The organism is Geobacillus zalihae NBRC 101842 (genome assembly GCF_001544135.1).
Taxonomy (GTDB): Bacteria; Bacillota; Bacilli; order Bacillales; family Anoxybacillaceae; genus Geobacillus; species Geobacillus zalihae.
The window spans coordinates 1-22,038 of the sequence record NZ_BCPV01000061.1 but is presented as its reverse complement, the minus strand read 5'-3'; the positions used below and the strand labels follow the sequence as shown (position 1 = coordinate 22,038).

20 protein-coding genes, 1 pseudogene and 1 riboswitch are annotated in these 22,038 nt (G+C 49.6%); of the genes and pseudogenes, 19 read left to right on the top strand and 2 right to left on the bottom strand.

From position 1 onward, the window contains the following. Positions 1 to 269 precede the first annotated feature (269 nt). The 4 genes from GZ1_RS14300 to srtD all read left to right on the top strand — a co-directional run bounded on the left by GZ1_RS14300 (position 270) and on the right by srtD (position 4,457). A complete protein-coding gene (locus tag GZ1_RS14300; protein ID WP_011232666.1) occupies positions 270 to 704 on the top strand; it encodes a DUF1284 domain-containing protein in 435 nt (144 codons plus the stop codon). Between the two features lie 460 nt (positions 705 to 1,164). Then, a complete protein-coding gene (locus tag GZ1_RS14295; protein WP_020754048.1) occupies positions 1,165 to 2,541 on the top strand; it encodes an aspartate kinase in 1,377 nt (458 codons plus the stop codon). Positions 2,542 to 2,921: 380 nt separating this feature from the next. Then, the gene (locus GZ1_RS14290; protein ID WP_015375903.1) at positions 2,922 to 3,821 is read left to right on the top strand and encodes a processed acidic surface protein; all 900 of its coding nucleotides are present in this window, start codon (positions 2,922 to 2,924) and stop codon (positions 3,819 to 3,821) included. Positions 3,822 to 3,827: 6 nt separating this feature from the next. Beyond that, complete coding sequence (srtD, locus tag GZ1_RS14285; protein ID WP_060788740.1) at positions 3,828 to 4,457, top strand: class D sortase, LPxTATN-specific; 630 nt, start codon at positions 3,828 to 3,830, stop codon at positions 4,455 to 4,457. Between the two features lie 56 nt (positions 4,458 to 4,513). Here srtD and GZ1_RS14280 read toward each other — a convergent pair whose 3' ends face one another. Next, on the bottom strand, positions 4,514 to 4,954 hold the full coding sequence (locus GZ1_RS14280) for a YwpF-like family protein (protein WP_013146485.1): 441 nt from the start codon (positions 4,952 to 4,954) through the stop codon (positions 4,514 to 4,516). Between the two features lie 269 nt (positions 4,955 to 5,223). On the opposite strand from GZ1_RS14280, the gene ssb reads away from it, so the two are divergent. Continuing rightward, complete coding sequence (gene ssb, locus GZ1_RS14275) at positions 5,224 to 5,583, top strand: single-stranded DNA-binding protein (RefSeq protein WP_011232661.1); 360 nt, start codon at positions 5,224 to 5,226, stop codon at positions 5,581 to 5,583. Between the two features lie 120 nt (positions 5,584 to 5,703). On the opposite strand, the gene GZ1_RS14270 is transcribed toward ssb, so the two are convergent. Then, positions 5,704 to 6,111, bottom strand: coding sequence for a helix-turn-helix domain-containing protein (locus GZ1_RS14270; protein ID WP_060788739.1), 408 nt, complete (start codon positions 6,109 to 6,111; stop codon positions 5,704 to 5,706). A 208-nt stretch (positions 6,112 to 6,319) separates the two neighbouring features. Here GZ1_RS14270 and GZ1_RS14265 point away from each other — a divergent pair, with 208 nt between their 5' ends. The 14 genes and pseudogenes from GZ1_RS14265 (at position 6,320) to GZ1_RS14200 (ending at position 21,961) form a co-directional block, all read left to right on the top strand. Further along, positions 6,320 to 6,829, top strand: a complete 510-nt coding sequence (locus GZ1_RS14265) for a hypothetical protein (protein ID WP_020754055.1) — start codon at positions 6,320 to 6,322, stop codon at positions 6,827 to 6,829. Positions 6,830 to 6,983: 154 nt separating this feature from the next. Then, complete coding sequence (locus tag GZ1_RS14260; RefSeq protein ID WP_020754056.1) at positions 6,984 to 8,336, top strand: C40 family peptidase; 1,353 nt, start codon at positions 6,984 to 6,986, stop codon at positions 8,334 to 8,336. A gap of 284 nt (positions 8,337 to 8,620) precedes the next feature. Then, positions 8,621 to 9,400 (top strand): hypothetical protein, encoded by a 780-nt coding sequence (locus tag GZ1_RS14255; protein WP_060788738.1) that lies wholly within the window; start codon positions 8,621 to 8,623, stop codon positions 9,398 to 9,400. A 372-nt stretch (positions 9,401 to 9,772) separates the two neighbouring features. After that, entirely contained in the window at positions 9,773 to 12,484 is a 2,712-nt protein-coding gene (locus GZ1_RS14250) for a hypothetical protein (RefSeq protein ID WP_060788737.1), read from the top strand. A gap of 368 nt (positions 12,485 to 12,852) precedes the next feature. Next, positions 12,853 to 13,338 carry a tetratricopeptide repeat protein gene (locus tag GZ1_RS14245; RefSeq protein ID WP_060788736.1) on the top strand — a complete coding sequence of 162 codons (486 nt, stop codon included), beginning with the start codon at positions 12,853 to 12,855 and terminating at the stop codon, positions 13,336 to 13,338. Positions 13,339 to 13,498: 160 nt separating this feature from the next. Next, on the top strand, positions 13,499 to 14,686 hold the full coding sequence (locus GZ1_RS14240) for an IS701 family transposase (RefSeq protein WP_060788735.1): 1,188 nt from the start codon (positions 13,499 to 13,501) through the stop codon (positions 14,684 to 14,686). 61 nt (positions 14,687 to 14,747) lie between these two features. Continuing rightward, positions 14,748 to 15,164, top strand: a pseudogene (locus GZ1_RS14235) (sugar transferase); the annotation flags it as partial. A 28-nt stretch (positions 15,165 to 15,192) separates the two neighbouring features. Next, the gene (locus GZ1_RS14230; RefSeq protein ID WP_020756845.1) at positions 15,193 to 15,510 is read left to right on the top strand and encodes a hypothetical protein; all 318 of its coding nucleotides are present in this window, start codon (positions 15,193 to 15,195) and stop codon (positions 15,508 to 15,510) included. A gap of 97 nt (positions 15,511 to 15,607) precedes the next feature. After that, positions 15,608 to 16,105: an Ig-like domain-containing protein gene (locus GZ1_RS14225; protein WP_255211300.1), complete on the top strand. Its 498-nt coding sequence runs from the start codon at positions 15,608 to 15,610 to the stop codon at positions 16,103 to 16,105. 1,645 nt (positions 16,106 to 17,750) lie between these two features. Beyond that, positions 17,751 to 18,992 (top strand): EAL and HDOD domain-containing protein, encoded by a 1,242-nt coding sequence (locus GZ1_RS14220; protein WP_033013761.1) that lies wholly within the window; start codon positions 17,751 to 17,753, stop codon positions 18,990 to 18,992. A gap of 257 nt (positions 18,993 to 19,249) precedes the next feature. Beyond that, positions 19,250 to 19,672 carry a hypothetical protein gene (locus GZ1_RS14215; protein ID WP_060788733.1) on the top strand — a complete coding sequence of 141 codons (423 nt, stop codon included), beginning with the start codon at positions 19,250 to 19,252 and terminating at the stop codon, positions 19,670 to 19,672. 81 nt (positions 19,673 to 19,753) lie between these two features. Further along, positions 19,754 to 20,218 (top strand): DUF8426 domain-containing protein, encoded by a 465-nt coding sequence (locus tag GZ1_RS14210; protein ID WP_060788732.1) that lies wholly within the window; start codon positions 19,754 to 19,756, stop codon positions 20,216 to 20,218. 96 nt (positions 20,219 to 20,314) lie between these two features. Continuing rightward, positions 20,315 to 20,397: riboswitch (cyclic di-GMP riboswitch) on the top strand. A 27-nt stretch (positions 20,398 to 20,424) separates the two neighbouring features. Further along, positions 20,425 to 21,144, top strand: a complete 720-nt coding sequence (locus GZ1_RS14205; protein WP_060788731.1) for a hypothetical protein — start codon at positions 20,425 to 20,427, stop codon at positions 21,142 to 21,144. A 562-nt stretch (positions 21,145 to 21,706) separates the two neighbouring features. Further along, a complete protein-coding gene (locus GZ1_RS14200) occupies positions 21,707 to 21,961 on the top strand; it encodes a hypothetical protein (RefSeq protein WP_020279685.1) in 255 nt (84 codons plus the stop codon). The last annotated feature ends 77 nt before the right edge of the window (positions 21,962 to 22,038 follow it).

Here is a 22,038-nt window from a genome sequence, read left to right as displayed (position 1 = left end):
GGAGAGGAATGCGCGTTCCCCCCTTTCTTTTGTGGTATGATAGAATAAAGACGTGGAGAAAACCGTTCAATAAAGGCACTCCCATAACGGCTGCTCGATGGATGGAGTTGGTTGCAGGAAACGTTGCAACCGTCAAACATCGAGCGTAGGTCTGTCTGTTGTGTGTGGAAGCCAAGTACTGCCAACAGACACTCCCATCTCCAAATGTTCACTTCGACACGGTTCGGTTGGTCAAAGGTCATCCGGAAAAAAGGAAGGGGGAGATAAAGATGAAACCGGTTCGTTTGCGCGGTCATCATTTGCTTTGTGTGCACGGATTTCGCGGCATGGGCTACAGCCCGTCGTTCGTGGAAAAAATGTGGGAGATCGTGGCCCGCATTCGCGATGAACACGACGATTTCCCGATTGAAGTCGTCGCGGCGCTCGATGAGGCGTGCCTCGCCTGCCCGCATCATGGGGAGACAACGTGTGAAGCCGGCCCAAATTCCGATGCCCACGTCCGTTCACTTGACGGAAACGTCATTCGCCATTTAGGCTTGGAGCCAGGCAACGTGTATTGGAAGTCCGAACTGATTCGGCGGACGGCGGAACGGGTCAAGCCGGATGATTTGGACGAGTTATGCCGCGACTGCTCGTGGCTGCCGTACGGCGTCTGCAAAGAAGGAATCGCCAACGTCCGCCGCGGCAATGTGGCGCAAACGTGAGAAGTGATTTGCGGAAAAAGAATCGAAGGACGATGGGAACACGGCGCTGCGCTGAGCCGTCATTCGTTTGTCAAGGTGGGGGGCCTGTTGCAGCGGCATCTGTATATATAGATGCAACGAAGAAGTTTAACATATCCTTGACGGAAAAGCGGTTTGTCCATTTTCGACTGTCGAGGGCAAGCCTGTAGCTTGGAAGACCGAACAACCATCCGCTTCACAGACCTATACTGGGGCTGAAAGCGGTGTTGTTCGGTCGCTCGACAGTCGATCCAATGCTCGGTAAAAGCGGCAAATGGTAAAGCTTCAAATGGCATCTATATGTTTTGAAAAGAGTCATGGCCGGCGATGGCGGCGTTTTGGGACGTTCGCGGAAATTTCTAAAAAATGAATAGTTCCATGGGCGGAAAAATGTGATATGATAAACAATTATAGAGACTTTCGACAGAAAGGGTCATGAACGATGAAAGTAGCCAAATTCGGTGGAAGTTCGGTGGCGAGCGCCGCGCAATTCCGTAAAGTGGCCGACATCGTCAGCTCGGATATCGAGCGCCGCATCGTCGTCGTGTCGGCGCCGGGGAAACGGTACAAAGACGATGTGAAAGTGACCGATATGCTCATCCAGCTGGCCGAACAAATTGTGGCTGGCGAGCCGCATGAGGAAACAATGGAAGCGATCGTGAAGCGGTATGCTGACATTGCCAATGAGCTGGGGCTGGAAGCCGACGGCTTTTTGGCCGAGCTTGTCGATGACTTGCAGTCGAAAATCAGCGCCTATCGAAGCGAGCCGCCTCGGTTGTTTGACGCCATGAAAGCGAGCGGCGAAGACCATAACGCAAGGCTCATGGCGCTCTATCTGCAAGATTGCGGGCTTGAGGCGAGCTACGTCAGCCCGCTTGAAGCCGGCATCATCGTCACCGATGAGCCGGGCAACGCCCAAGTGCTGCCGGAGTCGTACGACAAACTGAAGCAGCTGCGCGAACGTCGCGGCGTTTTGGTCATCCCGGGATTTTTCGGCTATTCCCGATCGGGCCATATCGTCACGTTCCCGCGCGGCGGGTCGGATATTACGGGCTCGATCGTCGCCGCGGGCGTGAAAGCCGACGTGTATGAAAACTTTACCGATGTCGATTCGATTTATTGCGTTAACCCATCGATCGTCGCCGATGCGCGCAAGTTGAAGGAAATTACGTATCGGGAAATGCGTGAACTGTCGTATTCCGGCTTTTCCGTCTTTCATGACGAGGCGCTGGAGCCGGTCTACCGCGCCGGCATCCCCGTTTGCGTAAAAAACACAAACAACCCGGCCGCTCCAGGCACGTGGATCGTCGCCAAGCGCAATCATATCGACGAACCGGTCGCCGGCATTGCAAGCGACACTGGCTTTTGCAGCATCAACATCAGCAAATACTTAATGAACCGTGAGATTGGCTTTGGCCGGCGTGTGCTGCAAATTTTAGAAGACGAAGGCATCTCCTACGAACATACGCCGTCCGGCATCGACAACATGTCGATCATTTTGCGGGCAGATCAACTCGTGGATGGAAAAGATGAGCGCATCCTCGCCCGCATCCGCGAGGAGCTTGCCGTCGATGAGGTGACGATTGAGTACGGCTTGGCGCTCATTATGGTCGTCGGCGAAGGAATGGAAAAAACGATCGGGATGGCGGCGAAAGCTACGACTGCGCTCGCTGACGCCAACATCAACTTGGAGATGATCAACCAAGGTTCGTCCGAAGTGAGCATGATGTTCGGCGTCAAAGAAGACGTCGTCAACGAGGCGGTTCGCGCCTTGTACAACGCCTACTTCCAACAGGCAACCGTAAGTCACCTTTCCTAACGCGAAACAGGCGTCCGAAACTCGGGCGCCTGTTCTTATGTACCGAGAAGCCCCCGCTTTCACGCGATCAGCCGAAGGGGGGAATGAATCAGCGTCTTCCATCATGGATGTCCCCCAACGCCGCTCAAAATATGTTGAAAGAAGGACTTCGTTGGAACCGCCAAGTCACAGGGACAGACGGGGATGCTCTGGCTGGCAGTCTGCCTTATGGCAGGTGTCCCCGAGAATCTCCCATCTCTAAGCGTTTGCGTAGGTGGGAGAACGTTCAAGCGCTCTAGGCCGAGCTTTCTTCTTTTTTCGCTCGTTGGCGTACATAAGAGCGGCATGTTCGGAAAATACTACCAATGTACGTCAAAGAAAGCGGAAGGGAGGAAGAACGAATGCGGCAATGGCTAGGAATGGCCGTGCTTGTCGCTGTTTTCGCTTCGTTTCCGGCTGGAGCGGCGGCCATCAGCCGAAGCGAGCTGGAGCAGTACGCTGAGAGTGTCGGCTGGACGGTGAGCGACTTGTTGGACTATTTAGATCGATACGGCTTGACAGCCGCCGATTTTCGCACCATGGATGAACTGAAACAATGGCTTGGCACGCCCATCACCGACGAGCGGCTTCATGCCGTTCTGCGCCGGCACGGGCTGACGGTCGAGGAGCTCGAGGCGCTGCTTGGCCAGTTTGGCGAAACGGTGCAAGACTACACATTTGTCGAAGACTTAGACCGGGCCATCCGTTTTTACTCGCAGCACAACGCCGCCATGCAGCAAATCAACGACTTGCTTGGGGTGCTCGGGATGACGGAACAAGAAGTGCGCGCCTTCACCCGCCATATCGCCTCGCTTGACGACCCGCAGGTAGCAGAGCGGCTTTTGGCGCTTCGTGAGCGGCTGCGCCCGTTTGCGGAGACGGAAGGGCCGTGGACGGAAACAGAGCGCCGCAAACTGCGGGCGATGTGGGAAGAGGGGCTTCGCCTGCTTGAGCTTAAGGCGGACGTGCCGGACATCAAGACGGCCGGAGCGAAGCCCATCCATGTTCGCTTGTACACCCGCCAAGGCGAGAAGGTCGCCGATATCGCCATAACGCGGGAGATGCTCACATCAGGCTACATTGTCCGCGCGGGGGAGAAAGGCATTGACGCCGGGCTGCTCGCTGTCGAGATGAAAGGAAAAATGTATGGGGAAAAACTGCCGGAGACGGCGTCGCCGTATTTGGCCTATACGTTGGCCGGACTGATGCTCGCTTCCGCCGGGTTCCTTCTTTACCGGCGGGTCGGGCGGCTGAAAGGGTGAAGGAACGTGAACGGCAAGCCCGCGCAGTTTTCGTGGGGGCGCCGGGCCGCCCAATGGGCGGCGCTTTGGGCGATCGTCATCGGGGCGGCGACAGCCGGTTGGAACGGCTATTGGTACACCGTCGGTCGGATGGCGGTCAAGCGGGATGCCCCTGCGCCTTCCTCACCGCCGGCCGCAAGCCTTCCAGCGGAACGTTCGGCGCAAAAAGACGCACCGCTTGGCGTCTACCTTGGCGAACTTGCCATTCCGAAGCTCGGGGCGGCGATTCCCGTGTATGAAGGCGTTCGTGAACAAGAATTGCGCCGAGGCGTCGGCCATTATCCGGCGAGCGATTGGCCAGGGGAAAAAGGGCATGTCGTGCTATCCGGGCACCGCGATACTGTGTTCCGCCGCTTTGGCGAGCTTGAGATCGGCGATGCGCTTATCATTCGGACGGATCGCGCCGCCATCCATTACCGCATCGTCAACATCCGCATCGTCGATGACGACGACCGGACCGTTTTGGTCGAGAAAGCGCGCCCAACGCTGACGGTGACAACGTGCTACCCGTTTCGCCTCATCGGCCGCGCTCCGAAGCGCTGCATCGTCACCGCCCGCCCGGTTCGGGTTGATGCCCTGGCGTTTCCAAGAGGATGATCCACTTGCCTGCAGGAAGGCAAACAAAAAGGCTGGAAAGTGCGCTCTCCAGCCTTTTACCTTTTCCGTTCCTGCGGCGCCTTGGCATCGATTCGCTCATGCATTTGCTGGCGAAACTCTTGAAGCAGCGCCTCGCCTTGCAGCCCTTTCTTGACAAGGCCGGCCAGCACGACTTCCGCCAAATGGGTGCGCCGCGGGATCATCAGCCCTTCCATCAAGACGCTAATGTGGCCGTTCATTTTCGTGATCGAACGGACGGCGACGAGCATGTTGGCCGGGTCGTTGCTCGTGTGGGTGATCGTCACTTGCAGTTGAAACTCTGGACGCCGCTGCAAGCTCACAAACATTGGCTCATAGTCGTCATCCAAATACGCCTCCACGAGCCAGCGGTTTTGCCCGTCTTCTTTGTTGATGATCAACCCGTCAATAAACGGGATGTCTTGGCGGTGCATGTCGTCGTCGATGACCGAGAGCCCGACAAGCTTGAACGTTTTCATCTCGTCCACCTCGTTACCGTTGTCTTATCCAAGATTATAGCACAGGCGGACGAGGGAAGAAAAACGGGATGCCGCCCCTCCTGCTGAAAAACGATCTGCATATTTTCCGTCGGATGGCAAAAACGCCATTTTGCCCCGCCATTGTCGACGAAGATTTCGCCTTTTTCGCTGAATTGTATCCATAGAGTGCGCCAAAAAATGCAAAAATCGCGATTTTACGACCCAAAACGAGATTCGTTATCATAAAAGTGCGGTGGAGGAAAGGGGGGATGCGCCAACACATGATCAACCAAGTCGTGTTGGTCGGCCGGTTGACGAAAGATCCCGAGCTTCGCTACACGGCCGAAGGGGCTGCCGTCGCGACTGTCACACTGGCGGTGGCGAGAAATTTCCGCAACGCGGAAGGGGGGATTGACGCCGATTTCGTTCCATGCGTTTTATGGCGGAAAACAGCGGAACATACCGCCAATTATTGCCGAAAAGGTTCGATGGTGGCGGTGACGGGGAGAATCCAAACGCGCCGCTACGATAAAAAAGACGGTCAACGCGTCTATGTCACCGAAGTCGTCGCGGAGTCCGTCCAATTTCTCCACTCCGGAAAGAAACCAGAATGGCCGGAGCACGTATAGTCGTTTCCCCATACATGCCTTTCAAAGCGAATCCCCAAGAGAAAGAACGTGTCCCCAAACACTCCCCCAACGGATGGCGCTAGCACGTCGTTGTTAGCGCTTTTTTCAGCATGAGGGGAGCTACATGAGCTCGGAGCACTCTTTTACGATCGTCACGATCATCGTTTCGACATGTTTTCGCTTTTTATCCGGCAGCTTCGCGAGCGCGTACACCGCTTCGCTCATCTCTTGGTTATGAAGCAAGTAGTCCAACGCCGCCAGCACTGTTTCGTGCACGTCCGCCGTTCCGTACATGTCCGTCACTTCGCGCAACAGCTCGCGCTGGCGCGTTTCGCCGCCAAGCAAAAAATCGGCGCTGACATCAAACAACTGGCAGAGCTTCTCAAGCGACTGCACATCGGGAAGCAAGCTGCCGTTTTCCCATTTGCTGATTTGCGAACGCGATACATTCAGTTGCTCGGCCAGCTCTTCCTGTGTCCAGCGCCGTTCTTTTCGCAATCGTTTGAGCGTTTCCCCAAGGTTTGTCATCGTTTGTCACCACGCTTTTCATCATTACTCTTTAAAGATAGAAAAGCGCGGAGGTAATGGTTGTTCCTTTTTGGACCATTTATTTCTTCGTTTCCAAATTAGAACATATTTGTCGATTATTCTGTCGTTCGGCCTCTTTTTTGCCCAGGAAGCACATAGTACAATTAGTTAAAAATGGGAAATTTATAAGCAAAAAGAGGGGGTCAAGGTGAACATCTATCTTGCCGATTTTGTCATTTGTGAACGAAACGGGCAGAAGCATACGCAAAAACTGTACCATATCTATATTAAGGAAATGAAAAATCCGTTTTCCGTTCGGCTGAAAACGATCGCCCCGGCCAGTTTCACCGATTCGCTGCGCTCGCTGAAAAACGAAGGTGGACGGATGCGTTTTGCATCGGAAGGCGAGGCGCTGTTTCGCACGATCACGTGCTCGTCCGAAGCTCAGCTCTATTTTGTGTTTAAATGCACGAGCCAGTTGTACATGTTCATCGTCAAGCTCGACCTTCGCCAAAAAAAGTTTACCGTCGCCCTCTACGAGTGGAACGAACCGAAGCAAAAATACATCCCGATCCGCGTTGACGAATGGCTGGCGATGGAAAAACAGCTCATTTATGAAGTGCTGCAGTCGATTTACCTTGTCGATGATCGGCGTGTGTCGCACTTGTTCGCCAATCTGTCGCGTCCGAAACGGGGAACACCCCATTCCGGTTCATGATCTTCTTTCTTCTCCCAATGGAAAAAAGCATTTCCTTTCATGGCTTTCATACGATATACTGAAAATATAGAACATTGCCGCGCCTCATCTTGAACATCCACTCAGGACAAGACGACAACAAACGAAAGGGGCGGCGAAGGGAGAGGACGCGTCCGTGAAACCGAATCACGCCTTCTTTGCCGCTGCCATGGTTTCGTCCTTTTTTCTTGCCCCGGATGACAGCCAGGCGGCGGAATGGAAAAAAGGCATGAGTTCCCCCGAGATTGCACAAATCCAGCAGCGTTTAAAGGAACAAGGCTTTTTTACATACCCGAAAGCGACCGGCTACTTTGGCGCCATCACCGAAGAAGCGGTCAAGGCGTTCCAACGGGCGATGAACCTGCCGACGACCGGCATCGTCGATGCCGCCACCTACGCGAAGCTGAAAAAGCCTGCGTCAAACGACACGCTCGCCATCGGGTCCCGCGGCGCGGCCGTCCGCGATTTGCAGCGCTGGCTGAAGCAGCTCGGCTATTTCCGCTATCCGCAAATCACCGGCTACTATGGCGCGGTGACCGCCGATGCGGTGAAGCAGTTTCAACGGGCGAACGGGCTTCCCGCCACCGGCCGGGCGGATCGTGGGACGCTTGAACGGCTGAAGCAAAAAGCAACAAGCCAGCCAGTGGAGTCGTCTGACGTGTTGACAATCGGTGATCGCGGCGACGACGTCCGCAAGCTGCAGCAGCAGCTTAAACAACTCGGCTACTTTACCTATTCGGACATCACCGGCTACTATGGGGTGCTGACCGCCGACGCGGTCCGCCGCTTTCAACGCGACAACGGCCTGCCAGTGACCGGCGCGGTCGACAACCAAACCGTTGCCCGCCTCGCGAGCGCAGTAAAAGCGAAAACGACCTCCCCTGCACCGATCGAACGCGAGCGTCAAGCGGTTCGCCTCTCAATCGGCGCGCTCGGCGACGACGTCAAGCGCATTCAGACGAAGCTCAAAGAGCTCGGCTACTTCTGGACGGACATCACCGGCTACTACGGCACCGCCACCGCCGATGCCGTCCGCCGTTTTCAACAAGCGGCCCAACTCCCCGCAACCGGCGTTGTGGACGGCGAAACATACGAGCGCCTGATCGGACAAGCCCCTGCGGCGAAGCTGGACGTCATCGAACTCGTCGCCGATGCGGCTGAGCTGCTCGGCGTCCCGTACGTTTGGGGCGGCGAGACGCCGGAAGAGGGATTTGACTGCAGCGGGTTCATTTTTTACCTTTTCCAGCAACAAGGCATCGCCGTGCCGCGCACCGTCGCCTTGATGTGGAATGCAGGCGCATCGGTTTCCGCCCCGGAAGTCGGCGACATCGTCTTTTTCGCCACGACCACGAATAGCCCGTCGCACGCCGGCATCTATATCGGCAACGGCCAGTTCATTCATAGCGGCGCTTCGACCGGCGTGACGACGAGCTGCCTCGACCAACCGTATTGGAAACAGCGGTACTTGGGGGCGAAGCGGTTCTTTTAGCATGCTATATAGATGCAACGAAGAAGTTTACCATATCCTTGACGGAAAAGCGGTTTATCCCTTTTCGACTGTCGCAGGCAAGCCACAGGCTTCTCCGTCACGCCTTGGCGTGACGGAGGACAGAACAACCGCCTGCTTCACAGACTCATATATGTGTCTGTGAAGCGGCGTTGTTCGGTCGCCCGACAGTCGATCAAACGCCCGCTAAAAGCTGCAAATGGTAAAGCTTCAAATTGCATCTATATAGAACGACACCGATGACCAAAATGAGGAGGAAAACGAAGATGAAACATGCATTCCAAATGGCAGCCGCCATCTGCCTCGCCGCCGCCATCGCCCTCGGAGGAAATGGACAAACAGTTGACGCCGCCGTCCAATGGGGGCAAGTCCAATGGAAACAAGGCATGATCGGCAAAGTCGTCATTTTGCGCGACACGCCCCTATACCGCTTGAACGGAGCAGCATGGCAGTCCGCCATGACGGCGAAACAAGGGCGCGAGTATCGCGCCTACAGCCAAAAACGGGCAGGCGGCGCCGTCTATTACAGCCTCGGCGGCGGACTGTATGCCAAACAAGGGGATGCCATCCAATACGTGCCGTTCACCAAAGACGAACTTCTCGCCCTTGTCGCCCGCTCATTGAAAGGGCAATACATTCTTCAGGCAGGAAATGAATCCGTCCCGTTCGTCATTGAGCGGCAAAAAGGAAATCGTCTGTTCGGCTGGTATTTATACGGCCAAAATATGTCATTGCCGCTTGAAGGCCGCATCGACGGCGCAACGGTGACGCTCTCCATTTTCTTCAACGACAACGCCGAAGCGATCGCCGACTCGATCTCTTACTTAAAAGCGTACAACGTGCCGAAGGAAGAGATCGAAAAAATCGCCGAACAGCTCGCCAACAGCGGCGATTACGCCATGCAGCTGCAATTTTCCATCACGAACAGCCCGGAACAATTCGCAGGACAGTTCCGCTTTCTCGATTTGTACCTGAATGACCGCTATGACGTCGTCAAAATGACGCTTGGCCAACCGATGGACGTCACGGTGAAGAAAAACGATTGATGTTTTTGCACAAAATGTTTGCCAACCAAAACCATCAAACTGCCAAAATATTGTTCTAAATTTCTGTTACAGGCATATTCATATCAATGTCGCCATCGATGGCAATAATTTCAATGGCATATTCTCTAAAAAATTTGTATTTAGGACTAGAATTTAGAAGAAAAATGTATTATTATAGGAGACGTAGAGCATTGAGGAATTATGCTCAAGTGCTAGCAACAGATGCTAGGCTTTCTAATCAGCCCAGCATCTAGCCGTCAAGGATGATATTGGTTGATGTTAGCACCTTTTAGGCAATGAATCTACTAAACGGCAGCCGTTTAGGATCATTGTCTTAAAGTTTCATAAAAATGAAGGGGGATTTTAGGCTTTATGGACAAAAAGAAAGCAGTCAAACTCGCCACAGCCAGCGCTGTAGCAGCGAGCGCTTTCGTCGCCGCCAACCCGCACGCTTCCCAAGCAGCAACGGACGTGGCGACGGTCGTGAGCCAAGCGAAAGCGCAATTTAAAGCAGCGTATTATGCGTACAGCCACACGGTAACGGAAACGGGCAAACTCCCGAACATCAGCGACGTATATGCCGCCTACAACAAAGCGAAAAAAGCGTATGAAAACGCGGTTGCTGTCGTGAACAAAGCCGGCGGCGCGAAAAAAGACGCGTATTTGGCTGATTTGCAAGCTACATACGAAACGTATGTATTCAAAGCCAACCCGAAATCGGGCGAAGCGCGCGTGGCTACGTACATCGACGCTTACAACTATGCAGTCAAGCTTGACGGTCTGCGTCAAGATCTGGCGAAAGCTGTCGAAGCAAAAGACTTGAAAAAGGCAGAAGAGCTCTACCACAAAATTTCGTACGAGCTCAAAACGCGCACGGTCATTCTCGACCGCGTCTACGGCCAATCGACGCGCGAACTGCTTCGCTCGCAATTCAAAGCCGAAGCGCAAAAACTGCGCGACAGCTTAGTTTACGACATCACGGTTTCGATGAAAGCGCGTGAAGCGCAAGACGCCGTCAAAGCCGGCAACTTGGACAAAGCGAAAGCCGCGCTTGACCAAGTCAACCAATATGTATCGAAAGTAACCGATGCGTTCAAAGCCGAACTGCAAAAAGCAGCACAAGACGCCAATGCGGCGTATGAAGCGGCGTTGCCTCCAAAAGTGGAAAGTGTAACAGCCGTTAACGCCAAAACGTTGGAAATCAAATTCAACAAAGCGGTCGACGCTGCAACGGTAATCGACAACAAAGGCACAAGCGATACGTCCGATGACGTCGTGAAAGCGACTGCTATCACACTCACAGCGATTGATGGTCAAGGATCGGTTTCCACCGTGAAAGCATCGTTGAGCGATGATAAGAAAACGCTGAAGTTGGTGGCTGACGGCAGTCAATTTTTCACGAAACGTTATGTCGTCGACATTAAAAATGTCAAGACGTTGGATGGCAAAGATGTTCCATCCTACACGACGACGATTGACACAACAGATTCGGTACGTCCGAGCGTTCTGTCGTCCTCTTACGCCGACAACGGCTTGACGCTGAAAGTGAAGTTCTCTGAACCTCTTGCCAGCGTAGGAACAGTCAAACTGTACGACGGAACAACTGAAATTTCGGTTTCTCCGAAGTTCACGGCTGGCGACGATGAAATGACGATCAATCTCGCATCTTCATCTGTGCCCGTGAATAAAGACTTGACATTGAAAATCTTCGGTGCTGTCGATTACAACGGTAATGTGATCAATCCAAACCCAGCTGAATTGACAGTCAAGAAGACAACGGTTGATACAACGAAACCAGTCGTTCAAAGCATCGAAGCCGTCAACACGAAAACCGTCAAAGTGACATTCAGCGAAAAACTGTTGAGCGCTCCGACCATCAAAATCGGTGGCCAAACAGCATCTGTTTCGGTTGATTCGACCGGCTTAGTCTACACGGCAACGTTGGCGAATGCTCTGTCGGATGGTGTGTATGCAGTTGAGGTAAGTGATTATAAGGATTTGGCAGGTAATCAAGGGGATACGTACACGAAAGTTGTTCAGCTGAAAGCAGATACCACAGCGCCGAAATTCGTCAGCAGCCAAGTAGTAAAAATTGACGGCGTCGAGCATCTTGTCTTGACATTTGACGAAGAAGTCACGACTGGCAGCAACATTACAGTCGTTCAATCGAGCGATAAGTATATTGACGAAAACAATGTACTTAAGGCTGTCGGCGCAGATTTGAAAACAACTAGCGACAATTTCAAATTATATCTGCCGACAGATGGAAAATCGAAATCCGTTGCTTTGAATATTTCTTCCTTGCCAAAAGGCACGTACACCGTGACGCTGCCGAACGGTTTAGTAAGCGATTTGGCTGGCAACCCATATGCCGAGCGTAAACAAATTACGTTCGTTCGCGGCTCTGACAGCTTAACGACGAAGCCAGCTCTTGATCTAAACTATGACGGCAATGGTGTTAAAGCGGACAACAACAACGAATTAGTATTTGCGTTCACGCAAAATTTGGACGCTTCTGCATTGAACTTGTCCAACTTCAACATCAACGGATTGGCGGTCACGAAAGCAGTCTTTGATGGAGATACGAAACACATTCGCGTGACGCTCGCCCCGGGAGCAAATACATGGACGGGTACACACGTCATTACCATCAGCAACATTAAGAATACGTCTGGGCTCGTCATGGATACCGTGACCGTAAGCGAATTTATGAAAGAAAACGTGGCTCCGACGTTTACGGCGACCTTAACCAGCGCAGACGTCATCCGTGTCGACTTTAGCGAACCGGTGGCAAATGCGACGATCAATAATGAACTTTCTGCTAACAATTTTACCGTAAAAGTCGATGGTAATCGTGTCACTGTATCGGGTGTTTACGAAGACAACAATGCTAATCAAGGAGTAAGTGCTTCGAAAGGATACAAAACGGTTTATCTGAAACTGCAGTCTCCTGTGAGCGACTTGTCCAAGCCGATTACGCTGTCCGCAACTGGCATTGTGGATGTGGATCAAACAGGTGCGATTGATAGTAATAATGTAGTTGGCAACAATGTTTCCGATGCTGTTGTAAACGTGGCAAAATAAGGCTGGAGTGTATAGCAATGTAGCAACCCTCCCATGAAAGTGGTGAACTCACTTTCATGGGAGGGTCTTTTGTGAGATTCTTTTTCAAATGATGTATCATCAGGGAAACAACTGAATTTTAAAGTTCTTCATCAAACGTTGTCCTTGACGGGCTTGCATCTGTAAGGAAAAATCAGTGAATAATAACTGTGATGTGCCATGATTCCAACGATATCTTGCTTGTCAATGACAAGTTGTGGTGACGAATCACTTTTTACAAAAAGCTGCCTCGTTGACGTTTCGACCACCCTATTGCTTTATGGTGCAAAATGTACTAAAATTTACAAGTGAGAGGTTGTCGATTTTTGCAGAATGAGGAGAATTTACGCATGCATGGAAAATGGGACCGATACGTGTTTCTTAGTCTGCTAGTCTTGCTCTTATCAGGAATCAGCTATGCTCACTGGAAAGGCCAACAACAGGACGAGCAGTTTCAAAAAGACTATGCTGAGTATCAACAGGCGGTTCAGTTGATGCAGCAGGGACGGGCAGAACAGGCTTTGCCGTTATTGCAGTCGTTGCTGGGCAAATATCCGGATCGTTACAACATCATGCGCACACTTGGTTTGGCGTATGCGATGAAAAATGATTTTCAGAAGGCGGCTTTTTATTACGAAAAAGCGATTCGAAAAAGACCATTCTTGCAACAAGATCCGATTTTCACGTTGCAATTTGGCGAGATTCTGTATTACAACGGTGAGTATGCGAAAGCGAAAGCATACTTGGAGCAAAGCAAACAACTGCCCGGATCAGAAACGTATCATGCTAGAATCGATGAACTGTTGTCTCAAATCCAGCATCAGAAATCATCATAAGGTGAGAAGCGAACATGTCTGATTGGTATAAGTATTTAAATACTGTAGATGAGCAAATTCACTGACATAAATTGACAACTAAACAAAAAAGGAGACATGAACCCGATTCCTTGGTTAGAATAGATGTACCACCAACTATCCACAAGGAGGTTCATGTCTCATGAATAGATTAGCACATCACCAAGGAATCCACAAGTTTTTCTTCACGCTGGGGTTGACGCTGCAGCTTTCCAAACCGGTCATCAAGCATCTCATTCATATTGTCGATGCCTTGACCACCAAGGGATTCTCGGGAACATTGACTGATATTCATTACTGGAGCTTTCATCCGAATCATCGAACGACGCTCAGTCACTTTTTCACGAAAAGCCCTTGGAACGAGGAAAGGCTGCTTGGGAAGCTTCAAGAGTGGATCCTTTCCCAGGTCGAACGACTGGCCAAACGGAAGAATCAACCCCTTTTTGTTTCGATTGATGATACGATTTGCCAAAAAACAAAGCCTTCGTCACGGGCTGCGCACGCCATTCAAGGGTGCGACTGGCACTACTCGCATAAAGATCATCAATCGATCTGGGGGCATTCGCTCGTTTGGCTGATGGTGCACACCTTCACGCAGGCGTTCCCATTTGCGTTCCGCCTGTATGACAAGAAGGAGGGAAGAAGCAAAATCGACCTGGCGATCGAGATGCTTTCCTCGCTCAAGGTGAAGCGGGCTCAGCCGGTGTATGTGCTCATGGATTCGTGGTATCCGTCCAAAACGCTCATTGAAGCCTGCTTGAAACAGGGATTCCATGTCATCGCGATGCTCAAGACGAACCGGATTCTCTACCCAAAAGGCATCGCCATCCAAGCCAAGCAGTTTGCCCGCTATATCGAGTCCAAAGACACCCGCCTCGTCACGGTGGGGAAGGAGCGTTATCGCGTGTATCGCTATGAGGGGGCCATCCATGGCCTCGATGACGCGGTGGTGCTGCTGGCTTGGAAGGCGGATCAGCCGATGGCGCCGGAACATCTTCATTGCATCTTGAGCACCGACCGGGAACTCGGGGACGAAGACATCTTGCGTTACTATGCTCAGCGTTGGACGATCGAGTGCTTTTTCCGGCAGGCGAAAGATCAACTGAAGCTGGATGGATACCGGGTCCGTCACGTTCGGGCGGTAAAACGGTATTGGGTGACCGTTTTATTGGCTTGCGTGTACAGCATCGCCGAATCCCGACAAAACCTCTCCACCGGGCTGGAGCTTCTTCGGTCGCGGAAAGGCCATAGCGTCATAGAGTTCATTTATGACGCTGCAAAGCAAGAGATTCCTATTGATGTGATCAAAAAACAGCTCCGTATCGCATAAGGGGTACCCTGTTTGTCTCTCTAACCATGGAAATTATTGTAATGAAAAATGCTCATCTACAGTGTATAAATTTCGTTCCATGAAGCATATGCCTCAGTCCGTTTCCGATACTCAATGGACAGTCGAAAACGATCCGCGTCGGACGAAATTTGGAGCGTTTTTGCGGAAAACGAGCTTAGACGAACTGCCTCAGTTCTTCAATGTACTGAAAGGGGATATGAGTGTGGTTGGTCCACGGCCTGAACGTCCTTATTTTGTTGAAAAGTTTAAAGAAGAAATTCCGAAATATATGATTAAGCATCATGTTCGACCAGGGATCACTGGATGGGCTCAAGTGTGTGGACTGCGTGGCGATACCTCGATTCAGGCGAGGATTGAACATGATATTTTTTATATAGAGAACTGGAGTTTGTGGCTAGATATTAAAATCATTTTACGTACAATTACAAATGGTTTAGTGAATAAAAATGCTTACTAAAAAAGGTAATCGAATAGGGAGGAGTTCGATGAAAAATTGTATGAGAGTATTCGGGTTCTTCGTCATGCTTTCGCTTGCCTTTTCCATCTCTGCGCTAAAGACTAATATGGTATTTGCCAATTCACCGTCATATTTGCCGTTTGATAGGCTGGTTTCTAGCGATATTACTGACACGGATGGTAAACAAATCTATGAAATTCATTTGAATCAAGCAGGTAGGATGGTTGTCCATTTTAACTCTTACATAAACGGAGAAGTGAAAGTCACGTTGGAAGACTCAGACGGAAATGAAGTTTTTCACGAGTATATTGAGGGAGGCAATTCAATCAACCCAAAAAATGGTTGAAGTGGGAAGATCTCGAGGCGGGGACGTATTACATTAGGGTGGATAAATACATGAATTATACAGGGAAATACAAGATCCATGTTGAGAGCCCTGATTTATTGCCTGCCCCCCCCCCCCGACTGTAAATTTGGTAAGCAATAAGAGCAATGTGGTGAGAGGAAAAACAGTGCCAAATGGAACGGTTTCTATAAAAATCAACGCAAAAGTATATATGGGGAGAAGTGATGCTAAAGGTTTGTTCAATATCAAGATTACCACACTTGCAGCTGGGACTAGACTTTACGTGACAGTCACAGACAAGTACGGTTATACGAGCAAAGAGCGGGTCGTGATTGTAGTGGATCGAATCCCTCCGGCTCCTCCCACTGTCGATAGCATCACTAGTAAGTCCAAGGTGATCACAGGTAAAGCAGAAGCAAATGCTACTGTGATTGCATATGTAGGTAGTCAAAAAATCGGCAGCGCAAAAGCAGATAAATATGGGAAATATACCATTAAAATTACCCCTAAAAAATCAGGAACTTCTATTAAGGTGGTAGCTGTTGACGGATCTGGAAATCAGAGCGTGGGCAAAATAGTTAAAGTTAGACCGTAAAGGCAAGAAGAACAAGCTTGTCTGATGTTGGAAATTTGTAGGAAGTGTGCATATCTCCTGAATCCGTGATAAAGACACGTTCAAACCGCCAAAAAATTGATAAATCAACAAAATACTGCACGCGGAGTTCTTCACCGAATTAGGTGAACATTCGAAATTGAGTTGAAACCTCGGCACGATTGGGTTTTCCGACATTTTTGATACACTTCTGTCACGGATTCAGGTATCTATGCTAAGTATATCATTTAGGAATGAGTGGAATATTCTCGAATGGTGTCTCTTAAATTCCCTTGTGTCAAGTTCATGATCCATTTATTCGCTAAGATGTCTTTATAGCCCTATATTCTGCAAGGCTGAGATAGCCTGACTTTTCGCTTTCCATTTCCGTAGTGATGCTGCTAGTTGACTCCTGACAATCAGCTAGCTTCACCGGTGAAAACAAAGCTGGCAATATCAGTACTTTTACCCGTTTACAAAAATAAAAAAATCGATTGGCCCCAGCAACCAGATTCATCATTCGGATCATTTAACTCACCTGTGGTCCTAGTTGAGCCTTAGCGCCAAACTAGGGCCATGGGTTATACTTTATCTATTATATAGGTTGTAATAAAGAATTTCCGATCTCCATGTCCCGTCTTTATCACCTGACAAGCTGGCACGGTGACAAGAAGAGCGGACAATGCCATGTAAAACAAAATTGCAACTTATATAGTTCTTTTTTAACATCTTTCCGAAAGAAGTCTCCCACTTTGAAACGAAGTGAAAGTGGGAGATGAATGTCGGTTGGCGTCAGCCAACGAATAGGATAGAATATGGCTAGAACAGACACCTTCGGAACGAAGGGAAGCGTAAAGGGTTCTTGTGTGTGGCTTACCGTTCGGCGAACACACACAAGTCGCTTGAAGCCCCCATCTCTAAGCGAAGCGTAGGTGGTGGGTAGTTCACCTTATATTCGCATTCTAACAAGGTCAAAACGAAAGGTTTTTTATTTCGTTTTTCAGAATAACGCTTTGACCAACACAACGAGCGATGGCAGTCCTTTTTTACCATCGGTGATCCGGGGTGAGGAGTGATCGAGTGCGCGTTGGATGCACCCGTCTGGCAGCTCCAGCAAGCTGACGTTCGCATATAGAAATAATAGGAAAATAGCCTGCCCCGTTGGTCGGATCAGCTTGCGGTCTCCCGCGCCCTTTAGCGGGTGTTGGGTGTGATAAACTGGGCATCAAGATCCGGAGCGACGAAAGGCCTCTTTGTTCCTTGTGTGTCAAGGAGTCATTATTCGACATCGAAACAAAAAATCCTCCCGATTTTCGTCGGAAGGGTGCGAAATGTGAGCAGTCACGCTTCATTCCAACGATTTTTCTTCCTTTTGCGACAACATCCCCCTAAATTCCTCCCTTGACGTGCACTTTTTACCGCCCTTCTAAAAGAAACAAACAAAGATCATCTTATTTTTAATTACATGTCTGAACACTAACATAGAACCCCCCTCTTGTTAGGAATTAGTACTGTCCTCCTAATTCCGAAAAAAGGGAAAAATGGTACAATAAAAAGAGAGACAAGTCCGCGCTGGCTTTAATGGTGGAACTAAGGGAACGAATAGTTTCGTCTCCATCAATTGCGGTAGGGAGAGGGAGGGGCAGCTATGGAGATATACGTGGCGAGGCAGCCGATATTCGATGTTGAACGGAATGTGGTGGGGTACGAGCTGTTTTACCGAAGCGGTAAGGGCAATTTTTATGATGGGTTGAATGAGGACCAAGCTACCTTGGAAGTGCTGATTAACAGTTTTATGAACATTGGGATTGAGAAGTTGACCAATGGAAAGCCATGTTTTGTTAATTTTACAGAGAATTTGTTGAAATATGAAGTGCCCTTGCAGTTTCCGCCTGCTGCGATCGTGGTGGAAATTTTGGAGACGATCTCGATGTCAAACTGGCTTTTGTCTGTGTGCCGTAAGTTGAAGTCCCGTGGATACACGATCGCGCTCGATGATTTTGTGTTAGATGGCTCTTATCTTCCACTGTTTCCATACATAGATCTCGTCAAAGTAGATCTTTCTCGTGTTTCCATACAGGACGCATCGTCGTTCATGAAGATATCGAACAGGTTAGGAGTGAAATGGCTGGCGGAAAAAGTGGAGACGTACGAACAATTTTGGCGGGCTGCTGAAATGGGATTCGTGTATTTCCAAGGTTTCTTCTTTAGTAAACCCGTAATTTACAGGGATAAAGCCCTTCCGTTTAGCTCCTATCTATCCTATTGGGCGCTGTTGGGGCGTTTGAGCGAAGATGATCCGAATATTCATGAAATTGCAGAGATGATCGAGCGTGATCTGGCGCTTACGTACCGATTATTGAAATTGGCGAATTCGATGATCGTGTCGCATCGCCCAAAAATTAAATCAATCCGTCATGCAATCATGGTATTGGGCATCAATGAGCTGAAAAAGTGGATCTCCGTATTGGCTTTGCAAGAGTTGTACGATTTGCATGTTCAAGATGGGCAGAAGCATCTGTATGAAGAAATTGTCACATTGTCCTTTATTAGAGGAAAAGCTTGCGAATTGCTAGGGGACCTATTGGGCTATGAGCAGGACAAGGCTAGTTTGTTTTTAATGGGGATTTGTTCGCTGTTGGACGTTCTGTTGCATCAGCCATTGTCGGAAATTTTAGATGAGCTGAATATTCATGATGATATACAAGCTTGTCTCCTGCATAAAACAGGCCGCTTTTGTGTTGTCTATGACCTAGTTTGGTGCATGGAGCGAGGGGAATGGGAGCAGATGGCGCGCCTATGTGGGCGATTGGGCTTGATGGAGGATAAGGTATTGTCGTGCTACCAGGAAGCCATTGAGTGGGCTGTGCGGGTGCAGGGAATTTTGTAGCTGTGGCTATTTAGGAAAGAACGTACTTCGGTTGGTGGAGCGCCGACATTTGACTGGCACCACGTGTAAAAAATACACCGTTCTGCAGTGTAAAGTGCAGAGCGTAAGGTAAAGAAAAAATCTCGCCAGCTTTTAAACCTTTCCTCTGTTGTGGAAGTTGTGAACGCATAACTAAATGTTGACGGATGGAGAGGATGCTCACAATGCCTGAAGTTAATCGTAGCGAAAAATTGCGTGAAAAGAAAGGAGACGAAAAGATGAAGGTGCTCGAGTACCGCTTTGCCACTGCACCTCTGTTTCACTTCATTGCAAGCAAATCGATGGAAGCAGGCTTGCATGTATGTGATGGACGTGGAAAGCAAACCGTGCAGTTGTTTATGAATGATGCAGCTTCCGAGAAAGGGAAGAAGCGCATCGGAGCCATACAATATGAAGGAAGCAACGATTACGCAATGAAAGAGCCTTACATTGTCAGCTGGAGGTTTGAACGGGCATTGCTTCCGGATGGCCTCAAACAAGACTTGGAGGCGATCACGGCGTTTCGCAGAGATCGAAACGCAGGCCCGTCCATCAATCCAAACGCTCAGTCGATTGCTTTTAAGTTTGAAGCGTTGACGGATGCCGTCAAAGAAACGATTGAGGCGATTACGGCTGTTCTTCAGAAGCATGCAAGACGTTGAAACGGTTGCGCGCCTGGCGCTTTTCGATGGGTGGGGCGGTTTGGCTAAGACGGAGATTGGAAGGGAAACGAGGGATTAGGAGTGGCGCATGTATTTCAAATGAAAACGAAGCCGCATGGGTTTCAGCGGTACGACGAATTCATTCGCGATCAGGTCATTGGGATTGGCTGGCCGCTGATTGGCAATTTGAACGGCATAAGCAAAGATGAACTGAGAGAACGATTGCGCAATGTGTACCATTATTCGGGGACGAAGCTTGGCAACGCTCTTGGGGCGATCTGGACGTTTGTCCATACGATGGAACAAGGGGATATCGTGTTGGTTCGCCATGGCGCATGGCTCAGCATCGGCATCATTGGCCCCTATCGCTATGTGAAACATCTCGACAATGATATCGATGGGTTTTGCCACCAGCGATCGGTGGAGTGGAAGATCATCAATGAAAACGTTCGGTTGTATAATGAGAAGGTGCATGAAACATTGCGGAGCCCGGGAGTTGTGACAAAAAGCAAATATCCTGTACACGAGCTTCAACTAGGGATTTAACGGTGAAGCAGGAACTTTTGAGACATATATGAAATGGTTCAAAGGTCAAAAATAGTCACTTCGTCTCACTTCTTCGCGAAGAAAATCATGGTACAATCATGATAAAGGTACAGCTAAGGAAACTTAGCGTCACAAAGCTACAGGGGCTAAGGGGAAACCTATGCCAGCCAGCTGCCATTACCAAAAAATAAAAGGAGGAATTGGTAATGTTGAAGAAAGGATGGCCGATTTTGGTGGCGTCGATGCTCGTCGCCTCTCCGGCGTGGGCGGCCGCCAAACCTGCGGGCAAAGCGCATGAGCGCGAAACGATGGTGAAGAAAGTGGAAGTCGTCGTCAAGAAGAAGACGGAACAAAAGGAAACAGAGGCGAAGAAAAAACAGGAATCGTCCAAGCAACAAAAATGGCTTGCGCAAAAGTTGGCGCAGTTACATAAAAAAGTAGGCCAAATTGAAGAGCGGCTAGACAAAGTGACCGCTCGCATTCAAGCATTGAGCGAAGCGGAATCGTCAACGGACACGCAAACGACGCCTGCTGATTCGTTGCCAACGGGCGAGCCGTCTGCTTCTCAACCGACAGAAGTCACAGCGGCAACTGACGCTCCGAGTGGACAAGCCATAGCGGCCAATGACGCTGCCGCTCCAGCTTCCAGCGGGCAAACGGTAACGGAGGCGCCGTCTCCGAATTCTCCACAACCTGTTGGTGAAGACCAAGAGGAACTCGATGAAGAAAAACAAGAGCAAATTGATGGCCTCATCGGCCAGCTCATCGCGCTGTCCAACCAGCTGCGGGCGGTGACGAATGAAATTCGCGCCCTTGAAAAGAAAGTCGGCGCCAACAACGCAGACATTCAGAAGGTAAAAGAAAAAGTCAAGGCGTTGAACGACCAAGTGCAAGCGAACAAAAAGGCGTTGCTTCAGTTGCTGTAGAAATCAAGGGAGAAGGCGTCCCAAACGTTGGGGCGCCTTTTTGCATTAACGGAAGGACGTCCTTATTCCCGTTTTTAAGGAAAAAATGAATTTAATCAAGAACTTTTGCATGATTTTTGACATAAACTAATCATATATTCCGCTTTTTGAGGAAAAATACATGGAAAATCAATTGTTCTCAGTTTATAATTGATTGTAGAAGCAAGGTCAAAAGTTTGATGAAAACTCCACACGGATCATCCCATTGAGCATCGCAGGGATGTTCAAGGTTGGATTCGTCATTTTAGATATACGGGAGGTGAAGTGTATGGTAAATACAAACAAAATTGTAGGTCAGAATGTCAAAAAATATATATATAAGTTGAAACTTTGTTTTACATCCAGTAGAGCGCCCGCTGCATTCTATCAAAATGACTTGTTATGAAGGAAAACAGAATCGAACAATCGGAAAATCTTTATTGCAACTTATATAGAAGGGAAAGGCATTAAACATTCATGGGTGATGGAACGCACTGGTATTAAGAAGACAGCTTATTATAATTTCTTGAAAGGCGAAGGAAATGTGGAGGAGTATGTTGCAAAGATCAATAAGCTGTTCCGCATTAACGATCCGTTCTTTTTTTACAAGGCAGATATGGAGTTAAATGGAAAAACGTTTGGCCGCAGCCGATCTGATTCATTTATGAATTATGTGGCCCTTTCGTTTCACGGTGCAGAGGACGAAGAATTCAAAAAGGGCATGCATCTTTTCAGCGAATTTGTTGAACTGATCGATGTGTTAAAATCAGTGACAAATTCCGAACATCCAAGGGGGTAGTCCATTGATTGCAAAAGACAATCTTGAAATGATTCTAGAGCATAACAAAACACATTTGCCGAAAATGAAAAGGGCAA